The sequence below is a fragment of the Candidatus Pelagibacter sp. HIMB1587 genome (assembly GCF_052047775.1).
Lineage (GTDB): Bacteria > Pseudomonadota > Alphaproteobacteria > Pelagibacterales > Pelagibacteraceae > Pelagibacter.
Genome location: NZ_JBNAJJ010000002.1, coordinates 26,042 through 50,148 on the forward strand (window position 1 = coordinate 26,042; position 24,107 = coordinate 50,148).

Annotated in this window: 27 protein-coding genes; 17 read left to right on the plus strand and 10 right to left on the minus strand. The window is 29.0% G+C overall.

Annotated features, from left to right (window positions below; genetic code table 11):
* The first annotated feature begins 21 nt into the window (after positions 1-21).
* Complete coding sequence (locus ACTTBE_RS04600) at positions 22-2,184, plus strand: malate synthase G (protein WP_440677367.1); 2,163 nt, start codon at positions 22-24, stop codon at positions 2,182-2,184.
* Here ACTTBE_RS04600 and recR read toward each other — a convergent pair.
* The 5 genes from recR to kdsB form a co-directional block, all read right to left on the minus strand.
* Positions 2,171-2,782 (minus strand): recombination mediator RecR, encoded by a 612-nt coding sequence (gene recR, locus ACTTBE_RS04605; RefSeq protein ID WP_262590179.1) that lies wholly within the window; start codon positions 2,780-2,782, stop codon positions 2,171-2,173. The genes ACTTBE_RS04600 and recR overlap by 14 nt on opposite strands.
* A 3-nt stretch (positions 2,783-2,785) precedes the next feature.
* Positions 2,786-3,103, minus strand: a complete 318-nt coding sequence (locus ACTTBE_RS04610) for a YbaB/EbfC family nucleoid-associated protein (protein ID WP_440677368.1) — start codon at positions 3,101-3,103, stop codon at positions 2,786-2,788.
* The gene (gene dnaX, locus ACTTBE_RS04615) at positions 3,096-4,745 is read right to left on the minus strand and encodes a DNA polymerase III subunit gamma/tau (protein ID WP_440677369.1); all 1,650 of its coding nucleotides are present in this window, start codon (positions 4,743-4,745) and stop codon (positions 3,096-3,098) included. The genes ACTTBE_RS04610 and dnaX overlap by 8 nt, the downstream gene beginning before the upstream one ends.
* A gap of 138 nt (positions 4,746-4,883) precedes the next feature.
* Complete coding sequence (locus ACTTBE_RS04620) at positions 4,884-5,720, minus strand: prephenate dehydratase domain-containing protein (protein WP_440613462.1); 837 nt, start codon at positions 5,718-5,720, stop codon at positions 4,884-4,886.
* Positions 5,720-6,451 (minus strand): 3-deoxy-manno-octulosonate cytidylyltransferase, encoded by a 732-nt coding sequence (kdsB, locus tag ACTTBE_RS04625; protein ID WP_440677370.1) that lies wholly within the window; start codon positions 6,449-6,451, stop codon positions 5,720-5,722. The genes ACTTBE_RS04620 and kdsB overlap by 1 nt, the downstream gene beginning before the upstream one ends.
* A gap of 93 nt (positions 6,452-6,544) precedes the next feature.
* On the opposite strand from kdsB, the gene ACTTBE_RS04630 reads away from it, so the two are divergent.
* A complete protein-coding gene (locus ACTTBE_RS04630; RefSeq protein ID WP_440677371.1) occupies positions 6,545-7,084 on the plus strand; it encodes a c-type cytochrome in 540 nt (179 codons plus the stop codon).
* Here the strand turns inward: ACTTBE_RS04630 and argF are convergent.
* Positions 7,076-8,005 carry an ornithine carbamoyltransferase gene (gene argF, locus ACTTBE_RS04635; RefSeq protein WP_440677372.1) on the minus strand — a complete coding sequence of 310 codons (930 nt, stop codon included), beginning with the start codon at positions 8,003-8,005 and terminating at the stop codon, positions 7,076-7,078. The genes ACTTBE_RS04630 and argF overlap by 9 nt on opposite strands.
* 2 nt (positions 8,006-8,007) lie before the next feature.
* A complete protein-coding gene (locus tag ACTTBE_RS04640) occupies positions 8,008-9,174 on the minus strand; it encodes an aspartate aminotransferase family protein (protein ID WP_440677373.1) in 1,167 nt (388 codons plus the stop codon).
* A 170-nt stretch (positions 9,175-9,344) separates the two neighbouring features.
* Here ACTTBE_RS04640 and ACTTBE_RS04645 point away from each other — a divergent pair, with 170 nt between their 5' ends.
* A complete protein-coding gene (locus ACTTBE_RS04645) occupies positions 9,345-9,839 on the plus strand; it encodes a GcrA family cell cycle regulator (protein WP_440677374.1) in 495 nt (164 codons plus the stop codon).
* 4 nt (positions 9,840-9,843) lie between these two features.
* Here the strand turns inward: ACTTBE_RS04645 and ACTTBE_RS04650 are convergent, their stop codons facing one another.
* Complete coding sequence (locus ACTTBE_RS04650) at positions 9,844-10,827, minus strand: complex I NDUFA9 subunit family protein (protein WP_440677375.1); 984 nt, start codon at positions 10,825-10,827, stop codon at positions 9,844-9,846.
* A 16-nt stretch (positions 10,828-10,843) separates the two neighbouring features.
* Between ACTTBE_RS04650 and ACTTBE_RS04655 the strand changes: the two genes are divergently transcribed.
* The 14 genes from ACTTBE_RS04655 to ACTTBE_RS04720 are packed head-to-tail and all read left to right on the plus strand — an operon-like array spanning position 10,844 to position 23,225.
* The gene (locus ACTTBE_RS04655; protein ID WP_440677376.1) at positions 10,844-11,455 is read left to right on the plus strand and encodes a ribonuclease D; all 612 of its coding nucleotides are present in this window, start codon (positions 10,844-10,846) and stop codon (positions 11,453-11,455) included.
* Positions 11,455-12,423: a KpsF/GutQ family sugar-phosphate isomerase gene (locus ACTTBE_RS04660; RefSeq protein ID WP_440677377.1), complete on the plus strand. Its 969-nt coding sequence runs from the start codon at positions 11,455-11,457 to the stop codon at positions 12,421-12,423. The genes ACTTBE_RS04655 and ACTTBE_RS04660 overlap by 1 nt, the downstream gene beginning before the upstream one ends.
* Positions 12,424-12,996 (plus strand): LPS export ABC transporter periplasmic protein LptC, encoded by a 573-nt coding sequence (gene lptC, locus ACTTBE_RS04665; RefSeq protein ID WP_440677378.1) that lies wholly within the window; start codon positions 12,424-12,426, stop codon positions 12,994-12,996.
* Positions 12,997-13,773, plus strand: a complete 777-nt coding sequence (locus tag ACTTBE_RS04670; RefSeq protein WP_440677379.1) for an ATP-binding cassette domain-containing protein — start codon at positions 12,997-12,999, stop codon at positions 13,771-13,773.
* 6 nt (positions 13,774-13,779) lie between these two features.
* Positions 13,780-15,105: a 3-phosphoshikimate 1-carboxyvinyltransferase gene (gene aroA / locus ACTTBE_RS04675; protein WP_440677380.1), complete on the plus strand. Its 1,326-nt coding sequence runs from the start codon at positions 13,780-13,782 to the stop codon at positions 15,103-15,105.
* Positions 15,102-15,758, plus strand: a complete 657-nt coding sequence (gene cmk / locus ACTTBE_RS04680; protein WP_440677381.1) for a (d)CMP kinase — start codon at positions 15,102-15,104, stop codon at positions 15,756-15,758. Before aroA ends, cmk begins: the two co-directional genes overlap by 4 nt.
* On the plus strand, positions 15,758-17,485 hold the full coding sequence (locus ACTTBE_RS04685) for a S1 RNA-binding domain-containing protein (protein ID WP_440677382.1): 1,728 nt from the start codon (positions 15,758-15,760) through the stop codon (positions 17,483-17,485). Before cmk ends, ACTTBE_RS04685 begins: the two co-directional genes overlap by 1 nt.
* 16 nt (positions 17,486-17,501) lie before the next feature.
* The gene (locus tag ACTTBE_RS04690; protein WP_440677383.1) at positions 17,502-17,792 is read left to right on the plus strand and encodes an HU family DNA-binding protein; all 291 of its coding nucleotides are present in this window, start codon (positions 17,502-17,504) and stop codon (positions 17,790-17,792) included.
* Positions 17,782-18,450 carry an orotidine-5'-phosphate decarboxylase gene (pyrF, locus tag ACTTBE_RS04695; RefSeq protein ID WP_440677384.1) on the plus strand — a complete coding sequence of 223 codons (669 nt, stop codon included), beginning with the start codon at positions 17,782-17,784 and terminating at the stop codon, positions 18,448-18,450. The genes ACTTBE_RS04690 and pyrF overlap by 11 nt, the downstream gene beginning before the upstream one ends.
* On the plus strand, positions 18,450-19,073 hold the full coding sequence (locus tag ACTTBE_RS04700) for a phosphoribosylanthranilate isomerase (protein WP_440677385.1): 624 nt from the start codon (positions 18,450-18,452) through the stop codon (positions 19,071-19,073). The genes pyrF and ACTTBE_RS04700 overlap by 1 nt, the downstream gene beginning before the upstream one ends.
* A 7-nt stretch (positions 19,074-19,080) precedes the next feature.
* On the plus strand, positions 19,081-20,274 hold the full coding sequence (gene trpB, locus ACTTBE_RS04705; protein ID WP_440677386.1) for a tryptophan synthase subunit beta: 1,194 nt from the start codon (positions 19,081-19,083) through the stop codon (positions 20,272-20,274).
* A complete protein-coding gene (gene trpA / locus ACTTBE_RS04710; RefSeq protein ID WP_440677387.1) occupies positions 20,267-21,070 on the plus strand; it encodes a tryptophan synthase subunit alpha in 804 nt (267 codons plus the stop codon). The genes trpB and trpA overlap by 8 nt, the downstream gene beginning before the upstream one ends.
* 3 nt (positions 21,071-21,073) lie before the next feature.
* Entirely contained in the window at positions 21,074-22,009 is a 936-nt protein-coding gene (locus tag ACTTBE_RS04715) for an acetyl-CoA carboxylase carboxyltransferase subunit beta (RefSeq protein WP_440677388.1), read from the plus strand.
* The gene (locus ACTTBE_RS04720) at positions 21,963-23,225 is read left to right on the plus strand and encodes a bifunctional folylpolyglutamate synthase/dihydrofolate synthase (protein WP_440677389.1); all 1,263 of its coding nucleotides are present in this window, start codon (positions 21,963-21,965) and stop codon (positions 23,223-23,225) included. The genes ACTTBE_RS04715 and ACTTBE_RS04720 overlap by 47 nt, the downstream gene beginning before the upstream one ends.
* Here the strand turns inward: ACTTBE_RS04720 and ACTTBE_RS04725 are convergent.
* Positions 23,222-23,539 (minus strand): thioredoxin family protein, encoded by a 318-nt coding sequence (locus tag ACTTBE_RS04725; protein WP_440677390.1) that lies wholly within the window; start codon positions 23,537-23,539, stop codon positions 23,222-23,224. The genes ACTTBE_RS04720 and ACTTBE_RS04725 overlap by 4 nt on opposite strands.
* A 100-nt stretch (positions 23,540-23,639) precedes the next feature.
* A complete protein-coding gene (locus ACTTBE_RS04730) occupies positions 23,640-24,107 on the minus strand; it encodes a hypothetical protein (RefSeq protein WP_440677391.1) in 468 nt (155 codons plus the stop codon).

Here is a 24,107-nt window from a genome sequence, read left to right on the forward strand (position 1 = left end):
AGATGGGGTAATTTAGGTGATATGCAAGAAAAATATATAAATATAAATACTTTAAAAGTATCTGAAAAACTTTCTCAATTTATTAGCGACGAGCTATTAAAAGAAACAGATCTATCTGTTGATAATTTTTGGTCAGGGTTTGAGAAAACAGTCAATGAATTAGCACCTAGAAATAAAGAATTAATAAAATTTAGAGAAGACTTACAAAAACAAATAGACAATTGGCATATAAAAAATAAGGGAAATGAATTTAATTTGTCGGAATATAAAAAATTTCTAACAGAAATTGGTTATTTGAAAGAAGAAGGTGACGATTTTGAAATATCAACTCAAAATGTTGATGAGGAAATAACAAGTATTGCAGGGCCTCAACTTGTTGTACCAGTTATGAATGCGAGATACACATTAAATGCAGCTAATGCTAGATGGATGAGCTTATACGATAGTCTGTATGGAACAGATGTAATTGAACAATCAGAAGATAGCGTATCTGAAAGATACGATCCGTTAAGAGGTGAGATGGTAATAAAATATGGAAGAGATTTTTTAGATAAATATTTTCCATTAGCAGGATTGAGTTGGCAAAAAATTACAAGTTTCGCGGTTAAGTATGGAAAATTTAAAGCTTTAAAAGGTGCTGATATTTATGATTTGGTAGATGAGAATAAGTTTATTGGTCATAGGGGTGAAGCTGACAACCCGTCTGCAATAATTTTAAAAAATAACAATTTACATATAGAAATTTTAAAAGATTCAAGAGCTTTTGCGGCTCAACAAGATCATGCTGGTATTAGTGACATAATTTTAGAATCTGCGGTGTCAACTATATGTGATAACGAAGATAGTGTAGCTGCTGTAGATGCAGAAGATAAAATTGTTTGTTACAGAAATTGGCTAGGTCTAATGAAAGGTGATCTAAAATCAAAATTTGAAAAAGAAGGAAAATTATTTGAAAGAAAACTTAATCCTAATAGAAGCTATATTTCAAAAGATGGAAAAGGTTTAAAGCTTCATGGAAGAAGTTTACTGCTAGTTAGAAATGTTGGTCACTTAATGACTAATCCATCAATAATTTTAAAAGATGGTAGTGAAGTTCCAGAAGGAATAATGGATGCATTCATTACTACAGCTGCTGCCCTTCATGATATTAAAAAAAAAAACAATTCAAGAACTGGTTCTATTTATATTGTGAAACCAAAAATGCATGGACCAGATGAAACTGCATTTACTGATTTGCTTTTCTCAAAAGTTGAGGAAGTTTTAGGTTTGCCAAAATACACCTGCAAGATTGGAATAATGGATGAGGAAAGAAGAACTTCAGCTAATTTAAAAGAGTGCATTAGATCGTTAAAAAATAGAGTTTTCTTTATAAATACAGGATTTCTAGACAGAACTGGTGATGAAATGCACACCTCTATGGAAGCTGGTCCGATGATTAAAAAAGGTGACATGAAAACTTCAAAGTGGATTACAGCCTATGAAAACAATAATGTTGATATTGGAATAAAATGTGGATTTTCTGGAAAAGCTCAAATTGGAAAAGGTATGTGGGCAATGCCAGATAAAATGAAAGATATGATGGAGCAAAAAACTGGACATTTAAAAGCAGGTGCAAATTGTGCATGGGTTCCATCTCCTACTGCTGCAGCTTTGCATGCGCTACATTATCACGAAATAAATATTTTTGATGAACAACAAAAAATAAAAGATAGAGAACAGGCAAAGCTTGATGATCTTTTAACAATACCTACTGCTGATAGACCAAATTGGTCTGTAGATGAGATTAATAAAGAAATTTCTAACTCAGCTCAAACTCTATTAGGTTATGTTGTCAGATGGATTGATCAAGGAGTTGGATGCTCCAAAGTACCAGATATAAATAACGTAGGTTTGATGGAAGATAGAGCCACACTTAGAATTTCATCTCAACATATTGCAAATTGGATACATCATGGAATTACAACAAAAATTCAAGTTGTAGAAATTCTTAAAGACATGGCTAAAATTGTAGATGATCAAAATAAAAATGATTCTAATTACATAAGAATGAGTAATAACTTTGAAAATTCAATTGCATTTCAAACTGCTTGTGATTTGGTGTTTAAAGGAAAAGAACAACCTTCTGGTTATACTGAACCATTACTGCATTTAAATAGACTTGGTAAAAAGTCTAGTCTGAATTAGAAACTAAGTTAGACCGATTTTTAAAAGCAGAAAATAAAGTCCCATCGTCTAAACTTTCAATTTCACCACCTACAGGTAACCCTTGTGCAAGTTTTGTAATTTTTACATTAGAATTTTTTAGACTATCTTGAATGTAGTAAGCAGTAGTTTGACCTTCAACAGTTGCACTTGTGGCTAATATAACTTCTTCAATTTTATCTCGATTAACTCTCTCAACCAACGAGTTTACAAGTAAATCTTCTTTTCTTTGACCTACTGATGAAATGGTGCCTCCAAGAATATGAAAATACCCTTGATAAATATTTGAATTTTCAATCGACCACTGGTCAGCAATATCTTCTACTACACAAATCTTTGAATATTTATTTCTTGTATTTTCACAATTTATACATCCAGTTGAAATTGATTTAAGTGAACCACAAGAATTACATCTAGTTACATTTTTATAAACTTGAGCCAATGTATTTGCCATTGGTTTTACTAATTCATCGCGGTTATTAATGAGTTTTAAAACAATCCTTTTGGCAGATTTTGGTCCTAAACCTGGAAGCTTTGAAATTAATTTTATTAATTCCTCAATCTCGTTAATATTTTGCATCTGCTATAGTGGCCACTTAAAACCAGGTATTCCAAATCCACCTGTAGCTTTTGATATCTCTTCTGATGTTTTCGACTTTAATTGTGATTTGGCGTTATTATGTGCAGCTACAATTAAATCTTCTATTATTGATTTGTCTTCTTTCATTATTTCATCGGACAGTTTAATTGATTGCATTTCACCTTCTCCATCCAAGACGATTTTTGCTGAATTTAAGCCAGAAATACCCTCTACTCTAATCTCCTTAATTTTTTGCTGACTCTCTTTCATTTTTGCTTCAAGTTCTTTTGCTTTATCTAATATTTTATTAAAATCAGTCATTATTTTTATCCTCCTTAATTATCGATTTAACATCTACCAGTTCTGCATCAGGAAAATTTTCCATAAAGTTTTTATAAATTTCAGTTTGTTTAGCTTTTTCAATTAATATTTTTTTTTCATTTTCTTTCTTTTCTCTAATTGAAAGATCTCCTTTTGATTTACTAAGTGTGATAATCCATCTTTCTTTTGTCCATTCAAAAAGCTTTGAGGAAAGATCTTTTACAAAATCTTTATCAAGGCTATCATTAAATGAAATCTCAATCCTATTTTTTTCAAATTTAACCAAATTGACATTTTTCTCTAACTCAAATTTAAGTTTTAATTCTCTTTTATTTGTGCAAGTAGCAATTAATTCATCAAAAGAATTAATTTGAGTTTTAATTTCTGCTTTAACTTCAGTTTGTATTTCAGGATTCTTTTTTTCTTCTTGAGAAATATTTTTTATTTGGTCAATAATTTTAGTCTCTGTTTTTATTTCAATTTTGCTAGTTGAATTTTCTTCTGTAGGTTTTGTATCTATTTGTTTAACTTGTTTTACAGAACTTAAGTGCATTAATCTAATCAAAAACATCTCAATTGATAAATGTTGATTTGATACAATATCTAATTCTTCTAACGACTTGATAGAAAATTGCCAAAATAAAATTAATACATCTGGTTGGATTTGATTAGAAATATTTTTTATTTTGTTAAATTCTTCATCATTGAGAGAAAAATTTGTACTTTCTAAAGTTAAAGAATTTATATTTTTAAAGTAATACAACAGTTCTAAAAAATCATTTAAAAATATTTTTGGTTCAACTCCCTGATCGTATATTTTTCTATAAATTTTTATTACCTTTTCTTCTTCTCCTCTTAATATCAATTCAAATAAATCAATTAATTGTGATTTATCAAAATAACCAAAAATCTTTTGAGCAGAATTTAAATCTAGTTCTTTATCATTGTCTAAACTCAATAACGCTCTATCTAACAGAGATAATGCATCTCTTACTGAGCCCTCTGATATTTTTACAATTAATTTTAGAGCATCATCCGTAATTTTTCCGTTTTCTTTATCTTTAATTTTTTTTATAAAATCTAACAATTCAGAAGATTTAATCCTTGAAAGATCAAAACGCTGACACCTTGAAACGACTGTTATAGGAATTTTTTTTATTTCTGTTGTTGCAAATATAAATTTTAAATATGAAGGTGGTTCTTCCAATGTTTTTAGTAAAGCATTAAATGCTTGTTTGCTTAACATATGAACTTCATCGATTATAAAAATTTTGTACTTTGCTGAAGTAGGTCCGTATCTGGAAAACTCAATTAGATCTCTAACATCATCAACTCCTGTCTTGCTGGCCGCATCCATTTCAAGTACATCAATGTGACTTGAGTTTGCAATAGACTGACAATTTTCACATAAATTATAATTGCACATTTTTTCAATACCATTTGAGCAATTCAAGGCTTTTGCTACAATTCTTGCTGTTGTAGTTTTTCCAATCCCTCTAATTCCAGTAAACAAATATGCATTAGGTACTTTGTCGGCTTTTATAGAATTGATAATTGTTTCAGCAACAACTTCTTGACCAATAAGATCATCAAATATTTGAGGTCTATATTTAAGAGCTAGTACTTTTGAATTGTTATTCATAAATTTTTTAAGGAGACTAGAACCTGAATAACTGTCTCTACGACTGCTTCCGTTAAGATCTGGTCGGGTTCAAGCAGCATCCACCTCTAGCCTCCAAATCTATTATAGCAGTTAAAATTTCTAATCTACAAGAAAAGATTATTGTTTTTTTTGTCTCAAACTATCGGCTTCAAAAACACCTAGGACGTGAAAATCCTCACAATGTAAGCCTAGCTCTTCAAGAGATTTTTGAACTTTTGAATCTTCAATATGTCCATCTAAATCACATAAGAAAAAATAAGAGTCGAAAGAATTTTTTTCAGGGTAACTTTGAAGCTTAGTAAGATTTACTCCATTGATAGCAAATCCACCAAGCGATTGATAAAGAGCTGCAGGTTTACTTTTAAGTTTAAATAAAAATGAAGTTATATATTTTTTATTTCCAAACTCAGGTTGAGATATATTTTTTCCCATAACAAGAAATCGTGTTAAATTTCCACTCTCGTTTTCTATATTTTTTTTAATTACATCAAGATTATAAATTTCAGCACTTAGAGATGATGCTATTGCCGCCTGTTTTTTGTCTTTTGTTTTAGAAATCATTTCGGCTGATCCAGCTGTATCTGCTCTTATATGTTCAGCAATATTATTTTCTTTTATGAAATTTGAACATTGCGACAAACCCTGTGCATGAGAATAAACTTCTTTTATATCAGACAGTTTAGCTCCCTGTTGACCTAATAAATTATGTTCGATTTTTTGAAAGTGCTCTCGGTAAATATTCAACCTATGCTTAAAGATTAAATACTCAATTCCTATATTTCCTGTAATTCTATTGGACTCTGGAATTATTATTCTACAATCAGGTTCTTCTGAAGCCTTATTAAAACAATCATCAAAAGTTTTACAAGGTAAAATTTCAGCATCAGGGTCGATTGATAACGCTGCTAAATGAGAATAAGCTCCAAATGTTCCTTGAAAATATATTTTACCCATCAGGACTTATATTCCATTATTTTTTTTAAGGCCAGATAATCTTCCTCTGTATCAACTCCTATAGGGGCTTTGCTTGCTAGAGCAACATTTATTTTGATATTATTGTCTAGAGCTCGAAGTTGTTCTAATTTATTTTCAATTTCATTTTTTGATTGTGGTAATTCAATAAAGTTTTTAAGAATTTCAGATGAATAACAGTAAATTCCAATATGGTGATAAATATTTGAGGTATCTTCAGATTTCCTTAAAAATATTTTTGCTTTAGAAAATGGGTCATCTTCTAAATTATTTTCAGTAATAACTTTAACTATATTCTCATTTGCTAAATCTGATTTATTCTCAATTTTAGCAGCAAGAGTTCCTATTTTTGCTTTGTGATCTATCATCATTTGGTTTAGGTTTACGATATCCTCTATATTTATTGCTGGCTCGTCACCCTGTAGGTTCATTATAAAACCAATATTATCTAAGTTGAGTTTTTGATAAGCTTCATAAATTCGGTCTGTACCAGTTTTATGTTGATCACTTGTTAAAATAGCATTTCCTCCATTATTTTTAACATCATTGACAATCTCTTGATCCTCTGCAGCAACAATTACCTCTCCAATATTTGCTTCTTTTGCCTTATTAAATACATGTGAAATAATTGAAATATCATTGATTTTTAATAATGGTTTTCCTGGAAGCCTAGTTGCGGATAATCTAGAGGGTATAATTATAAGAGTTTTCATTAATCACTAATCAAAATAGAGGCAAATTTGTACATTAAATTTTAGTCAAATTTTAGTTTATCATGTTATACGTTCAAAATTAAATTTATAAAAATGGATTCTTTTGAAATTAACAAAATTGTAGCTGCAGTTCTAATGGTAGCACTTCTCGTTATTGGTATAGGAAAATTATCTGATGTCATTTTTCATGTAGAAAAACCAGAAACTCCAGGTTACACGGTAGAAGTTGAACAAGTATCTACTGCATCATCTTCTGCAACAACTACTGCAGAAGAAAAAGTCGACATTGCTGCATTAATGGCTATGGGAAATATAGCAAGTGGAGAAAAAATATTTAAAAAGTGTGCAGCCTGTCACTCAATAATCAAAGGTGGAAAAAATGCTATAGGTCCAGCTTTATATAATGTCGTTGGAAGAAAAGTTGGAGCAGTTGAAGATTATAAGTACTCAAAAGCATTAGCTGCTTATGAAAAAGAATGGACATTTGAAGAGCTAAATGGATTTCTAAAAAAACCTGCAAAATATATTAAAGGTACAAAAATGGCTTATGCAGGGTTAAGAAAAGAAGCAGATAGAGCTTCAGTAATTAAGTATCTAAATGAAAATTCAGATAGCCCTGTCCCACTACCTTAATTTTCCAAAACAATACAACAGTATACTTTTTTGAACGTGAACTCTATTAAGAGCCTGTACCCACACATGAGATTTTTTTCCTAAGAAAATATCTTCAGAAACTTCATTCCCTCTAGGCAGACAATGTAAAAAAATACAATCCTTATTTGCAAAACTCATTAATTTTTTATCAATTTTAAATTTTTTAAATGCTTGTATTTTTTTCTTCTTATTAACTTTATCATTTAAAGAAATAACTTTATCAGAAAAAATTACATCGGCTCTGCTAGCAGCTTTTTTTGGATCATTATAAATATAAATTTTTCTCTTATTTTTTTTTACCCAATTTCTCACTTCTTTTCCTGGCTCGAAGTTTTTTGGACAACCAATACTTAGCTTGAATGAAAATTTAACAGAAGCAGCAATCAAACTATCTAAAACATTATTTGAATCACCAATCCAACAAATATTTAATTTAGAGATAGGTTTTTTTGTAATCTCCTCAACTGTAAAAACATCGGAAAGTACTTGTGTTGGATGAGAGGACGGGCTCAAACCATTAATCACTGGGATAGATAAATATTTTTTAAAATCTTCAATTTTTTTATCGCTATCTGTTCTCAACATAAATCCATCACCATAAGTTGATAAAACCTTCGCTGTATCTGATATACTTTCACCACCTTGTCCTAAATGAAGTTCATTGGATCTAAGTGTTACTGTACCTCCTCCAAGCTGTTTTATTGCTAAATAAAAGCTCATTCTTGTTCTTAAGCTTGGTTTTTCAAACATTTGGATCAAAATTTTACCCTTTAGTGGAGCGCCTCTATCTGTCTCCAATGTATTAAGTTTTTTTCTAGAACTTTTTCTTTTTTTTGCATCAGTAATTATTTTTCTTAAATCTTTACTAGGAATATCTTTTAAATTTATAAAATGTTTCATAACTATTTAAATTTACTGCAAACTTTATTTATAATTTTTAAAGCTTCATCAAGCTCACTTTTTTTAACATTAAGAGGTGGTAAAACTCTGACGACATTTTCTGCAGCACGAATAGTTAATAATTTATTTTCCATTAATTTTTTAATAAAATTTGTCTGATCTTCATGTAACTGTATTCCAATTAAAAAACCTCTTCCTCTTATTTGTTTAATAATGCCAGGATATTTTTCCTTAATTTTGTTTAAGTTTGATAAGAAATATTTAGATAATTTTTTTACATTATTTAGAAACTTTTTATTTGAAACTATATCCATTACTTTATTTCCAACTGACATAGCTAGTGGATTTCCTCCAAATGTAGATCCATGTGTGCCAGGTATCATGCCTGCAGCAACTTTTTTATTCATAAGAACTGCTCCTATTGGAAATCCACCTCCAATTCCTTTAGCTATTGGGACTATGTCTGGTTTCACTTTAGATTTTTCAAATGCAAAAAAATCTCCTGATCTGCCTATTCCACATTGAACTTCATCTAGAATTAAAAGAATTTTTTTCTTATCACATAATTTTCTAAGCTCTCTTAAACAAAAATCTGGAATAACTTTAATTCCACCTTCTCCCATTATCGTTTCAACCATTATAGCTGCTGTATTCTTTGTAATTTTCTTTTCTAAGGCCTTGTGATCACCAAATTTAAAATGATCAAATCCATTTACTTTAGGACCAAATCCTTGTGTCATCTTCATTGATCCACTCGCATAAATTGCAGCCAATGTTCTTCCATGAAATGAATTTTTAATGCATAAAATTCTATTTTTATTTGGTTTACCTATTGAAAAAAAATATCTTCTAGCAACTTTAATAGCTGCCTCTGTTGCCTCTGCTCCACTATTTTGAAACATTACATAATCAGCAAATGTTTTTTTACATAACTTTTTAGCTAAATTTTCTCCTTCTGGAATTTGGAAAGCATTTGAAACATGCCAAAGCATTTTAGATTGTTTATTTATTGTTTTAACTAAACTTGGATGTGCATGGCCTAAAGAATTAACGGCAATACCCATTACAAAATCAAGATATTTTTTTCCATCAGTAGAATAAAGATAACTTCCCTTGCCATACTTAAATGATATTTTTTTTCTGTTATAGTTTTTTGCTAAATTGCTCATAAATTAAATTTGTTTTTATAAATTTTATTTCATAGATACAAGTTATGATTGAAAAGCGAAGTAAATCTGCATTAGGCTTTTATTGTTGATAACTCTAATTTTTTGTTTGTTTTAATTAAATTAATAACAGTATATTGTCATTTTAAAATTAATTAACACAATATATAGTTATGAGTTGGAATGAGGAGAAAGTTTCTAAATTAAAAGAGTTGTGGGGCAAAGGTAATACAGCAAGTCAAATAGCTGAGATTATAGGTGGCATAAGTCGTAACGCTGTAATTGGTAAAGCTCATAGATTAAATCTTTCAGCAAAAATAAAAACAAGGACTGCTACTTCTAATAAAAATTTCGAAAATTCAATTGAGCAGAATAACGTTCAGTCAAAAAGAGGTCGTAAAAGTAAGTTTAAATCTTTAATAATTGAAAAAGATTTTGAACCAGAAAACCCTAAACAATTAGAAGAGTTAGACGAAAGTTCATGTAAATGGCCAATAGGTCATCCAGATGAAAAAGAATTTTATTTTTGTGGCAGATCCTCTTTAAAAGATTTCTCTTATTGTAAGCTTCATTTACTTTATGCTTATCAACCAAAAGGTAAAAAGGAAGAAGTTACAGAAAAAGAGGAAGTTCCAGAATTTATTGAAAAGAAAATTCAATCAGCTTAGGATTTTAACTCGTTTTAATATCTATATTGTCTGAATTGTATTTTTCTGTGGAAAATTGACCGCCTTCCCTCCACATATAGCAATATTTCTTAACTTCATCATCGAAGTATCTCAAACTTGGTACTCCTATATCTGAATTAGATTTATATTTTTCAGATGAAATATTATCATATTTTAGAAGTTTTAATTGGTCTCTAGTTAAAAGTGGTTTTGGCATTATTTCAAAAAATCTCGCTGACATTTGTGCTATTGGTAAAGGGATTGGTATTAACAATCTTTTCTTTCCAATTAAATTTAATAATTTTTCTAATATTTCTTTGAATGAGATTATTTCTGGACCAACACACTCAATTATTTTGGAATTAACATTATTTGATATTACATTGAAAATTACATCTGTTAAGTCAGAGCAATGAATTGGAGCAAACTTGGTTTTACCTTCATAATAAAGTGGAAATATTGGCAATCTATTTAAAAGAGTCATGAAATTTGTTGTAAAATTGTCATCTACTGAATAAACGATAGAAGGTCTTATAATTGTAGCTAAGGGAAAATTTTTTAGTATTCTATTCTCTCCTTCCAATTTACTTTTAGCATAATCAGAATCAATAGCATCGTTTATTCCAAGTGCTGATAGATGAATAAAATGTTTAAGTTTATACTCTTTTGAAAGTTTGGATAACAAAGAAGGAAAAATAGTATGAATATTTTTAAATGTATTACCTTTTTTTGACTCAAACAAAATGCCAATTAAATTTATACATACGTCTGCTTTTTCAAAAAGCTTTCTAATTTTTAGTTCATCAAAAATATTTGCTTCAACAATATCTATATAACCTGCATTTGCTTGTGTTTTAATGATGTAACTTTTTTGATGAATGTTTCTAGTTACAACAGTTACCTGATAATTATTCTTTGTAAGCTTTCTAATTAAATTTCGACCAATTTGGCCACTTCCACCAAAAATTAGACAATTTTTTGCTTTCATATATATATGTTTAAAAATGAGTAATAATATTCAACTTCACAAAAACGATCTACCAGATGATTTAAATTTAGGCAATATAATTGCCGTAGATGGTGAATTTATGGGTCTAAATGTCAGACGCGACCCGTTGTGCTTAATTCAGATATCCTCAGGAAACTCTGATGCCCATATAGTTCAATTTGACAGAGAAAATTATAAAGCACCTAATTTAGTAAAAATATTGTATGATGATAATATCACAAAAATTTTTCATTATGGACGTGCAGATATAGCCCATATCAAATATTATTTAAGAACAGAAACTAACAATATTTTAGACACAAAAATTGCATCAAAACTTGCGAGATCTTACTCTGATAATCATTCTTTAAAAACTCTAATAAAAGAATTTATTAATGTAGATATCAGTAAACAATTTCAGAGTTCAGACTTTGGGGGTGAATTAACACCAGCACAACTTAAATACTGTGCAAACGATGTGATCTATCTACATCAAATACATAGAGAACTACAAAAAATATTAGAAAGAGAAAATAGAATATATCTTTACAAGGATTGTTTAAAGTTTCTTAAAACAAGAGTAGAACTTGATCTTGCACTATTTAAAGATGATATCTGGTCACATTAATGAGTAAAAAAAAATTTATCTCAACAGCAAAAGATGTAATTAATCTTGAAATTAAAGCGCTTCAAAATTTAAAAAAAAATATAAATAAATCCTTTGCTGATGCAGTTTTTCAAATAGCTAACTGTCAATCTAAAGTGATACTATGTGGTGTTGGAAAAAGTGGATTAATTGCTTCAAAGATTGCTGCTACATTAGCTTCAGTTGGAACACCTTCATTTAGTATTTTGGCTAGCGAAGCATCACATGGTGATCTTGGAATGATATCAAAAAAAGATATTTTAATATTAATTAGTAACTCTGGTGAAACTAACGAATTAAAAAATATTATAAAATATGCGAAAAGAAATAAAATTTTACTGATAGGAATAGTGGCCAAGAAGGATTCTATTCTACATAGATCTGCTGATATAAAATTACTCATACCTAAGGTAAATGAAGCTGAAGGAATAGTTCCAACTGCTAGCACAACTTCTCAATTAGCTTTAGGGGACTCTCTTGCAATAGCATCGATGAAATATAAAAAATTTGGAAAAATGGATTTTAAAAAACTACATCCTGCAGGAAGTCTGGGTGCTCAACTTAAAACCGTTGAGGATATTATGATTACAGGAAAAAAAATACCTTATGTAAATGAAAATTTAAAAATGAATAAAGCATTGAAAATATTAAGTGAAAAAAAATTGGGTTTTCTACTTGTATTAAATAACAAAAAGAAAATAAACGGAATTGTTACAGATGGTCAAATAAGAAGATACAATGAAAAACAAATAAAATTTGATTTACTACTCGTAAAAAATATCATGACAAAAAAACCAATATTAATTGATAAAAATGAATTAGCTGCACGAGCTCTTGAGATAATGAATAGTAAGAAGATTACATCCCTAATAGTCGTAAATAAAAAATTCCCCAAGAAGGCAATAGGAGTTATTCATATTCATACAATATTGCAAACAAATATTTTATAGATGAAGAAAAAAAAAATTGTAAAAATTTTTTTTATTTTATTTATTTGTTTTTTAATAATTTTTTTAATTATAAAAAAACTAAATAAACACGATCAAAAAATATTAATTGAAAATTCTGTAGAAGAACCAGTTTACAATTCAAATATTATAGAAAACGTTGAATATTCAACTAAAGATAGGGATGGTAATGAATATTTAATTAAGGCAGAAGAAGGTGAAATAGATTTTGCAAACCCAAACATAATTTATTTAAAAAATGTAAAAGCTTTAATTAAACTTGAAAATTCAGAAACTGTTAAAATTATCTCAGATTATGGAAAATATAACTCAGAAAATTTCAATACCATTTTTTCAAAAAATGTAATAATTGATTATTTAGATAATAAAATTAATAGTAACTATCTTGATTTTTCATTAGAAAGAAATTTAATGATCATTTCAAAAAATGTAATTTACAATAACTCTAAAAATATTTTAAATGCTGATGTAATAGAAATGGATATTAAAACCAAAGATACTAAAATTTTTATGTATGAACAATCAAAGAAAATAAAAATAAATAGTAAAAATTAAATGGCAATAATTAAAAAATTTAGAATAAAATCTTTTAAAAGTTTAAACACTATTATTGAATTTAATAATATTTCACTTTCCTATGGCAATAGACTAATTTTAGATAATTTAGATTTTAAAATTAATGAAGGACAAATATTTGGAATGCTTGGTCCAAATGGTGTGGGTAAGTCAACAATATTTAATCTAATCACAGGTCTCATACAGCCCAATAATGGTAAAATAAAAATTACAGGAAAAGATGTAACAAATTATCCGGTTTATTTAAGAACTAAAAAATTCAAAATTGGTTATGTTCCTCAATATGGTGGATTTTTTAATGAACTTACACTTCATGAAAATTTAAAAGCTATTAGTGAAATAGTTATAGAAAATAAAAACTATAGATCAGAAAGAATAAATTATTTAATTTCTAAATTTGAATTAGACAATTTGAAGGAAATTAAAGCAAAATTTTTATCTGGTGGTCAAAAAAAAAAATTAGTTATTGCTCTATCTTTATTAAGTGACCCTAAAGTTTTACTTTTAGATGAATGTTTTGCAGCACTAGACGTTTTGACTATTAAAATGTTACAAGAAATTATTGTTAATTTACAAAGTGAAAATAAAATTACTATTTGTATTTGTGATCATCAAGCAAGAGATCTTTTGGCATGTGTAGATGTGGCAATGATCTTGAGCAATGGAAAAATTATTGCTCAAGACTCCCCAGGAAATCTAGTCAATAATATTAATGCAAAAAATGCATATTTTGGTGATAACTTCAAATTTAATTAATATTTAATGTCAAACAGTATCAAAATAATAAAAAAAATTGGAATATTTAAAAAAATTATAAAAGTCCCAGGTGATAAAAGCCTAAGTATAAGATGGGTGCTTTTTGCCTCACTAGCAGAAGGAAGGTCAAAAGCAAAAAATCTTTTGATGTCAGAAGATGTTATTGCTGCAATTAAAGCAGTAAAAAAACTTGGCATTAAAGTAATTATAAAAAAAAAAGAATGCATAATTTTTGGCAAAGGAATTGAAGGTTATAATTATAAAAAAAACCTAACGATTAATGCACAAAATTCAGGTACATTGGGAAGGCTCATACTGGGACTGTTAGTAAATTCCTCAAAACCAATCAATTTAATAGGTGACAAAAGTTTATCTAAAAGGGATTTTAGTAGAGTATCGAAACCTCTAAGTAGATTTGGTGCCAAATTTAAATTAAAAAAAAATAATTTTTTACCTTTAAAAATTTACGGGTCATCTAATTTAAAACCAATCAAGTATCATGAAAATAAAGGTTCTGCTCAATGCAAAAGCTCAATTATTTTTGCAGCTATGAGAACTGATGGAGATACAATCATCAAAGCTAAAAAATCAAGGAATCATACTGAGTTATTGTGTAAACATTTAAAATTACCAGTCAGTATAAAAAAAAATAATAATTATGATGAAATTAAAATAAAAAAAGTAAAAAAAATTGGCACTATAAATTATGATATTCCTTCAGATATTAGCTCTAGTGCTTTCTTTATTGTTTTAACAGCTCTTTCTGAACAATCAGAATTGGTAATTAAAAACGTAAATATAAATCCATCAAGAATTGGAATTATAACTATTCTAAAAAAAATGGGAGTTAAGATATTTTTTAAAAATCAAAAAACTTATAAAGGAGAGAAAAAAGCTGACATAAAAGTGATTGGCGCAAAAAATATAAAGGCTATTAATTGTCCACCCAAACTAAATAGTGGAGCAATTGATGAATTTTTGGTAATATTTTTAGTTGCAGCCAAAGCTAAAGGTGTATCTTATTTTAGAAATATTGGTGAACTAAATCAAAAAGAAAGCCCTAGACTACAGTGGGCTGAAAAAATTTTAACTAATTTAGGTATAAAAACGATCACAACAAAAGATTCTATTAAAATTTATGGTAATCCAAATTTAAACATAAACTTTGATAAAAAAATTATAATTAAAAACTATTTAAAGGATCATAGAGTTTTTATGACAAGTTTAATTGCAGCCCTAAGTTTTGGAGGGCAGTGGGTTATTCACGATAAAGATTCAATAAATACTTCATTTCCAAATTTTTTAAAAATTATTGATGAAATAAAAAAATGAATAAAAAAAAAAAAATTTTAAAAATTGCAATTGATTCTCCAGCTGCTGCAGGTGCTGGAACTTTGGCAAAAGCTATCTCGGAGCATTATAATCTATTTTATCTTGATACGGGAAAAATTTATAGATTTATTGCTTATTTAAAAATTAAATTTCCAAAAAAATTCAACAATAAATTTGTTAAATCAAAAATTAAAACTTTAAAAATAAAAGATCTTATAAACAATGACTTATTATCTGATAAAATTGGAACTGAAGCTTCTATAATATCAAAAATTAAAACTTTAAGAAAAATAGTACATAATTTTCAAATTAATTTTGCTTATAATCCTCCCAAAAAATATAATGGTTCCTGTTTAGATGGTAGAGATATTACTTACAACATTATCCCTGATGCTGACTTCAAATTTTACATAACGGCAAATGTTAAAACTAGAGCATTAAGGAGATATAAAGAGTTAAAATCATTAAAAAAAAACATATCTTACAAAGAAGTGTTAAAAAGTATTAAAAATAGGGATAAAAGTGACTATAATCGTAAAATTGCCCCATTAAAGAAAACAAAAGATTCTTTGTTGATTAACACGACAAATTTATCTAAAAGAGCGTGTTTTTTAAAAATTAAAAAAATTATAGACAGGAAAATTAATATTTAATGGAAATATATAAAGATTTAACAAGTCCAATATCACAAGAATTTGAAAAATTACTAAGTAGCCAACTCTCAAAATCTCAGATCGAAGAGGGAAAAATCATTGAAGGTAAAATTAATAAAATTACAGATAAATTTGTATTTCTATATGTTGAAGGTCTAAAATCTGAGCCAGTTCTAGATATTAATGAATTAAAAAGCATGGGACTTTCAGAAAAAATCAAAGTTGGAGAAATAATTCCAGTTTTACTTGAAAAAATTGAAGACAAACATGGTGAGGTTTTAGTTTCTGCGAGTAAAGCTCAAAAAATTAAAGGTTGGGATAAATTAGTCGAAGCATATGAAAAAAATGAACCCATTATGGGAAAAATTACATCTAAGTGTAAGGGCGGATGCATAGTCGAACATATAGATACAGGCTCACTAATGTTTTTACCTGGTTCACAAATTAGTGATAAACCTTTAAAAGATATAAGTCATTTAATGAATGAACCACAAAAGTTTGCTCTCATAAAATTAGACAAATTAAGAGGGAACGCTTGCGTATCAAGAAGAGAAATAATTTCATCTTTCAAAAAAGAGGATAAAGCAAAAATAGTTGAGAAATATAAAGTTGGTGACATTATAAAAGGTGCTGAGGTAAAAGGATACAGTTCTTTTGGATGCTTCTTTAATGTAAAAGGTGAATTAGATGTGTTAGTTCACTTGCAGGAAATTTCTTATTCAAGAGTTAATCATCCTGATGAAGTATTCAATATAGGTGAGAAACACGACCTAAAAGTTATAAGTGTCGACAAAGAAAAATTGCAAGTTGGATGTTCTGTTAAACAATTATCTCCAGATCCTTTTGAACATATTGAAAATTATGAATTAAATAAAATTTATAAAGTTAAAGTTGTCAAACTGATGGACTTTGGTGCTTTTTGTGAACTTGAACCAGGATTAACAACATTGCTTCATTCTAGTGAACTAAGTTGGACCAAGAAAAATATATCTGCAAAAAAAATGTTTAAAGTTGGAGATGAAATAGATTGTGTAATTACTGAAATTGACAAAGACAAAAGACGTGTTGCAATATCACATAGATTAACTCAAGATAATCCTTTTGAAACATTTGAGAAGAAATATCCTGTTGATACAATTGTTGAGGGAGAAGTTGTAAACAAAAATGAATATTCTTTGTTTGTTAAAATTGAAGATTTAGATGTTGATGCTTTTTTACATTGTAATGATTTAACATACTTAAATAATGGTGAAGAAGAACTTTCTAAGTATAAAAAGGGTGATAAGCTTAAAGTTAAAGTATTGGAAATAAAATCTTCAGAACAAAAGATTAGAGTTGGTTTAAGACAAACACAAGCAGATCCATTTGATTTCTTTAAAGATAAAGAAAAAGGAAGTACAATTACAGTTAAAGTAGTTAAAACTGATAATAAAGGATTGACTGTAAGGCCAGAGGGTTGTGAAATGGACTTCCAAATTAAAAAATCGGAGATTGCACTTAATGCTGCTGACGCAAGACCATCAAGATGGACAGGTGGTGAAAAGGTTGACGTTGGTGTTAGAGAAATTCAATTAGATAAAAGAAAAGTTGTTCTAAGCATTAAATATCTAGAAGAACAAGCAAGAGATTTGGCTCTTAAGACTTATGGAAGTGAAGCAAGTGGTAAGAATTTGCCATTTAGCTCTCTTTCTGAAGATTTAAAGAAAAAAGAAGAAGAGAAAGAATAATTGAAGAAGTTATAAATTGGCTATTGTAAAATCAAAGCTTTTAAAACAACTCAAAAAAAACTATCCGAATTTTCTGCATAAGGACCTGAAGATTTTCACAAATATTATTTTAACAGAAATAAAAAGAGCCCTTCGAAGAGGAGACGGCGTTGAATTAAGAAATTTTGGTACATTTAGAGTTAAAACTCAGAAACCCTCTATTAGAAGGAATCCAAAATCTGGTGAGAAAGTTGCAGTGCCTGAAAAAAAAGTAATATCATGGAAAATGAGTAAAGATATGTTTAAAAAGATAAACAATGAAGAGTAAAATATTCATAGCTTGCGACTCAACCTCTGTCTCTAAAGTAAAAAAAATAATAAAAGATACCCAAACACCTAAATTAAAAATTGGTTATAAGTTTGGATTAGAGTTTTTAAACTCAAAGAATGGAAGAAAATTTGTATCACAATTAAAAAATCAAATTACATTTGGAGATTTTAAATTTGCAGATATACCAAATACTTGTTCCTCAGCAGTGAAAGCAATTAAAGATCTTCAACTAAATTATTATACCATCCATATCAGTTCTGGATTGGAAGCATTAAAAGCAGTTAAGAAAGTTTCAGGAAAAACTAAAATAATTGGTGTTTCAATTTTAACTTCCCTTGATAACAAAGCTTTAAAAGAAATAGGTTATAATAAAGATGTAAAAAAACTAGTTCTTCATCAAGCAAAACTTGCTCAAAAAGCAAAATTAGATGCTATTGTTTGTAGCGCGCAAGAAGTAAAAATTGTAAGAAAAGTTTTTAAAAAAGAAATTATCACTCCAGGAATTAGATTTAATTCTGAAAAAGGAGATCAAAAAAGAGTTCTAACACCTAAAGAAGCATTTATAAATGGAAGTGATTGGTTAGTAATTGGAAGACCTATTACAAAAGGAAATATTAAAAAAAATATTAAAAAATTAATTGATCATTTAAATTAATGGTTAAGGGATGTAAAATCTGTGGGATCTCAGATACTAAAACATTAACTTACATCGTTAACCACTCCTACCCACCACAATTCATAGGATTTATAGTTAATTGGAAAGCAAGTTCACGTTATGTAGAATTTAATCAGTTAAAGGAATTATTAAATATAAACAAAAAACAAAGTAAGTATGTAGCTGTTCTTGTAAAACCTGATGGAGTTATTTTAGAAAAAATCAAAGATTTACCATTCGATTATTATCAAATTTATGATTGTAGTTTCAATGAAATCAAACAAATAAAAGAAAAGTATAACATAAAAATAATTACTGCTCTTACTATTGAAAACAAAGAAGATGTAAAAAAATATAAAGTTTACGAAACTATATCTGAGATGATTTTGTTTGATAGCAAAGGATATGAAAAATCAATGAGTTTTGATCATGATTTGCTCAATGAAGTAGATGACAGCATAAAAAAAATGATTGCAGGAAATATAAAAATAGAAGATGTTACCAACTTTAAAAATAAACACTACATATTGGACGTGTCAGGCAGTTTAGAAAGCTCAAAAGGAGTAAAAGACATAAATAAAATTGATAAGTTTCTAAATACAGTCCATAATATTAATTCTTAAAAGAGATATGACAAAAAATTCATTAAAAACAGGACCAGATGAACTAGGATATTATGGTGAAGGTACTTCTGCTATGGGGGGTATGGCAGTTGGAGAAACTTTGATGCCTGCTTTACATGAACTAAATCAAGGATTTGAAGAAGCAATTAAAGATAAAGAATTTTTAGACGAATTTGCATATTACTGTAAACACTACATAGGAAGACCATCTCCTTTATATTTTGCAGAAAATCTTACAAAAGAATTAGGTGGTGCTCGTATATTATTTAAACAAGAGCACTTAAATCATACAGGAAGTCACAAGATCACGAACAGTTTGTTTCAGGTATTACTTGCAAAAAGAATGGGTAAAAAAAGTTTAATTTGTGAGAGTGGTGCTGGACAGCACTATAGTGCAACCGCCGCAGTGGCTGCTAAGTTTGGCATGCCTTTAATTGGAGTAATGGGAGAAGTAGATATAGCAAGGGTAAATCAAAACATAATAAAAGCAAAACACTATGGTGCAAAATTAAAAGCAGTACCTGGAACTTTAAAAGAGGCTATTACAGATGCAATTAAAACTTGGACTACCAATCCTGACTTTGCGTATATTTGTGGTTCTGTAGTTTCTGCACATCCATTCCCAAAAATTGTTGCGTTTGCTCAAAGTATTATTGGAAGAGAAATAAGAGAACAATCGCTTGAACAAGAGGGAAAATTACCAGACATGATTGTTGGATGTGTTGGCGGTGGAAGCAACTTTGCGGGTGCAATTTATGATTTTTTAGATGAACCCAGCATTTCCAAGGTTGGCGTTGAAGCAAGTGAAACTGCTGCACTCTCAAATGGAACACCTGGAATTATGCAGGGAATGAAAACATATATGTTACAAACAGATGATGGTGCAAAATCACTAGGTGGCATGAGCCTTGGAGCGGGTATAACTTATTTTTCAGTTGGTCCACTGCACTCTTATTTAAAAGATCAAAAAGCAGTTACCTATTCATCAGCTACCGATCAAGAAATGCTTGAAGCATATAAAATTATTGCAAGAACTGAAGGAATTTGTTCTGCATTAGAACCTATGGCAGCTGCAGCAGAAGTAATCTTTAGACAAGCAAAAGATAAACCTAAAGATTATACAATTTGCTTGTCACTATGCGGCCGGGGAGAAAAAGACTTGGATACTATCCAAGAACATATTGGTAAAGATTTTGAGTGAACGGTTTAAAAAAATATTTGAGAATAATAACCCAAAAACAAAACTAGTTTCTTATTTTGTTGGATGCTACCCAACTCCCGATCAAAGTTTTGAACTAATAAAACAAGCTATAGATAATGGTGTTTCTATATTAGAAATTGGCTATTGTACCTCTGAAGCTTCTGCTGAAGGACCAGTTATTAAAGCTGCACATGACCATGTTTTAAAAAGTGGGTACACTTTAAATGACACTATTAAATTGGTTAAAAAAATTAGAGATTATAATAAAGAAGTTGGGATCCTTTTGATGGGTTACATAGCTAATCTATATAAATACCCAATCAATAAATTTGTAGAGGATATAAAAAAAGCTGGTGCAGATGCTGTACTAGTTGTTGATGCACCACATGAATTAAAAGAGGAAAATGAATTGAGAGACGCTCTAAATGATAATGGATTATCATTAATAAAATTAGCGGCACCCACAACAGATCAAAAAAGACTTGAGGATATAGTTAAAATCGCATCTGGTTTTATTTACCAAGTAAATGTGAGTGGTGTTACAGGAGTAAAATCTGCGAATGAAACCGATGTTGCAAACTTTGTTAAAAGAATCAAAAGCTTAACAAAAATTCCTGTTTGCTCTGGGTTTGGCATTAAAAGTCCTGAAGATGCTAAAAAAGTGGCTAATAGTGGTTGTAATGGAGTTATTGTTGGTTCAACATTTGTAAAATATATTCAAGATAATATGAATGCCCCAGATTTAACACAAAGTTTTGGGAAACAAGTCCAAAGTTTTTCAGAGGTATTAAAATAAAGAATGAATTGGTTAACCAAAATTATCAAAGCAGGTGAAAAGATTAAAACTGCTATAAAAGAAAGAGCTTCAAAGGCTGACCAAGAGGCAAGTGCTTGGACTAGTTGTAGCTGTGCATCTGGACCAATATTGAAAAAAGACTTAGAAGCAAACTTATTTGTTTGTCCTTCATGTAAAAGACATCATCGAATTTCTCCTAAAAATCGTTTTAAATTACTTTTCCAAAATAATAATTATGAAATAATAAAAACGCCAATTCCAAAAGATGACGTATTAGGTTTCACAGATACTAAACCTTACAAAGACAGACTTAAAAGTGCACGAAAAAAAACTGGCCTAGAATCCAGTATGGTTGTGGCTACTGGTGCACTAAACAATATTAATATTACAGCAATTGCATCAGACTTTTCTTTTCTTGGAGCATCGATTGCCAGTGCGGAAGGTGAAAGTTTTTTAGCGGCTGCGCAGCATGCTATAGAAAATAGTAACCCTTTGATAATATTTACATCAGGAGGTGGAATGAGAATGCAAGAAGGAATGATATCATTGCATCAAATGCCTAGAACTGTTTTAGCAATAAATGAACTTAAGAAAAATAAAATACCATATATTGTTGTTCTTACTGACCCCACAGCAGGAGGTATAACAGCTAGTTATGCAATGCTTGGAGATCTTCACTTAGCAGAACCAGGTGCTACCGTTGCATTCGCTGGAAAACGAGTTATTCAAGGAACTGTGAAAGAATCTCTACCTGAGAATTTTCAAACCTCAGAATATTTGAGAGAAAAAGGTCAAGTAGACTTAGTGGTAGAGCGAAAAGATATTCCAAAAACATTAGAAACATTATTATCAATATTGTTAAAGAAAAATTCTGATATAAGTGCTGAACAAAATGAGACTTCAGAAAATACTCAGCAATTTTCAAAAGTTGCATCCTAAAGAAATCGATTTATCACTCGATCGAATTAAAAATCTTTGTAATAAATTAGGTAATCCTCAAGACAAAATGAAAGTGATTTCTGTCATTGGTACTAATGGCAAATTTAGTTCAATAGCTTCGATGTTTTCAATTCTTAAAGAGGCAAATATTAAATGTAACGTATATACAAGTCCTCATATTTTAAAAATAAATGAACGTTTTATATTTAATAATGAAGAGCTTAATGACGACGAACTAGCAGACCTGTTTGAGGAAGTTGAAAAAATCAACCAGAACCAAACAGCTACAATTTTCGAAGTACTAACAGCTTGTTTCCTTTATAAAGCCGCACAAAATCCAGATAATATTTGCCTAGTAGAAAGTGGACTTTTCCACAGATACGATGCTTGTAATGTATTTAAAAACAATCTTGCAAGTGTACTTTGCTCACTATCACTTGACCACACGGACTGGCTCCCAGAAAATGATCGTACAATAGAGAGAATTATATTTGAAAAAACCTCATCTCTTTTAAATTCAAACATTATTGTTGCCAAGCAAAGAGATACGAAAACTATGGAATGTATAAAAAAAACTATCTCTAAAAATAAATCTAATAAGTATTTCTTTAATGAAGATTTTAGCTTCACAAATGAAGAAAATGATAATTGGTATTACGAAGATAAATTTGGTGGATTGAAACTACCAATACCCAACATTTTAGGTCAGTTTCAATTGGAAAATATTTCTACAGCAATTGCTACACTAAGAATATTAGATATTGGAATAAAAGATGATCATATTAAAGAGGGTATTACAAAAATAGAAAGTATTGCAAGACTTCAAGAAATCAAATCTGGAAAATTAAAAGATTTAGTTAAAAATAATAAGCTGATTGTAGATGGTTCACATAATCAACATGGTGCACAAGTACTTAATGAATATCTTCAAACTTTAAACTGTAACAAACATATCATCCTTGGAATGATGGCAAATAAAGAACATGATAAATACATCAGTTATTTTAAAAATATATCTTCAATTACAACAATTGATATTCCAAATCAAAATTCAATCAGTGGAAAAGAATTAAAAAATAAATTTAAAAACCATCCCAATGTTCAATACCAAGAAAGCATAGAACAAGCTATTAAATCGATACCATTAAAAGAAAATGATATTTTATTAATAACTGGTTCTTTATATCTTGCAGGTGAAGTACTTAATTTAAATTAGAGATTTTCCTCTATCCATTCTCGCATGTGACTCTCGGGAACGCCCCCAACCTTCCTTGAAATTTCTACACCTTTTTTATAAAGAATTACAGTTGGCACCCCACGAATTCCAGCTGCAGAACCTGTATTGATGGCATCTTGCTCTATGTCACCATAATACATTGTGACTTTTTCTTTATATTCTTCGGACAATTTATCCATCACTGGCTTTAAAGCCTTACATGGCCCGCACCACGCCGCAGAAAATTGTATTATAGAGGCATCCTCTTGTTTAATTTTATTTTCAAAATCCTCATCTTTAAATTCTATTAACATTTTTCTTTCCTTATTTATAATTATTGGAGTTATATTGATTTAATATTTATTTATTGAAGCTTTGTTTTTCAACTATTAACTTTATCTTTTTATGTTTAATTTATAATAATTTACTAAGTCTTGAAGACCTTTTTTCACTTAATACTCTTCTGACGAGTTTTCTATTACAAGGAATACCCAAAACTTCTGCAACTTTGTCAGCAATGGAAGATTTTGATTCTTTTTTATTTTCAGCTTTGTCAAATATTTCTAAAATTTTTCTTTCTTTCTTTTCGACGTTTTCTTTTCCAAGTACATTATTATTGTTCAATGACATAGTTTTTTTTATCTCTTCTAATTTGGATTTGGTTGGTACTTTATATATGGTTGGGACTGAGCCAGCAGGTCCCTCTCTTTTTGTTTTGGCTATTTTAATATTGTGATTAAAAGCAAATCTAGGGAGATTATCTTTCCTTACTGATATTTTTTTTCTTGTTAAAAATTCACTGAATTTATCTGTATTTAAATAATTTTTGGGTGTTTCTTTAAATGTCTTAAGTTCTGACCAATTTATTTTTTTGTAATTCAT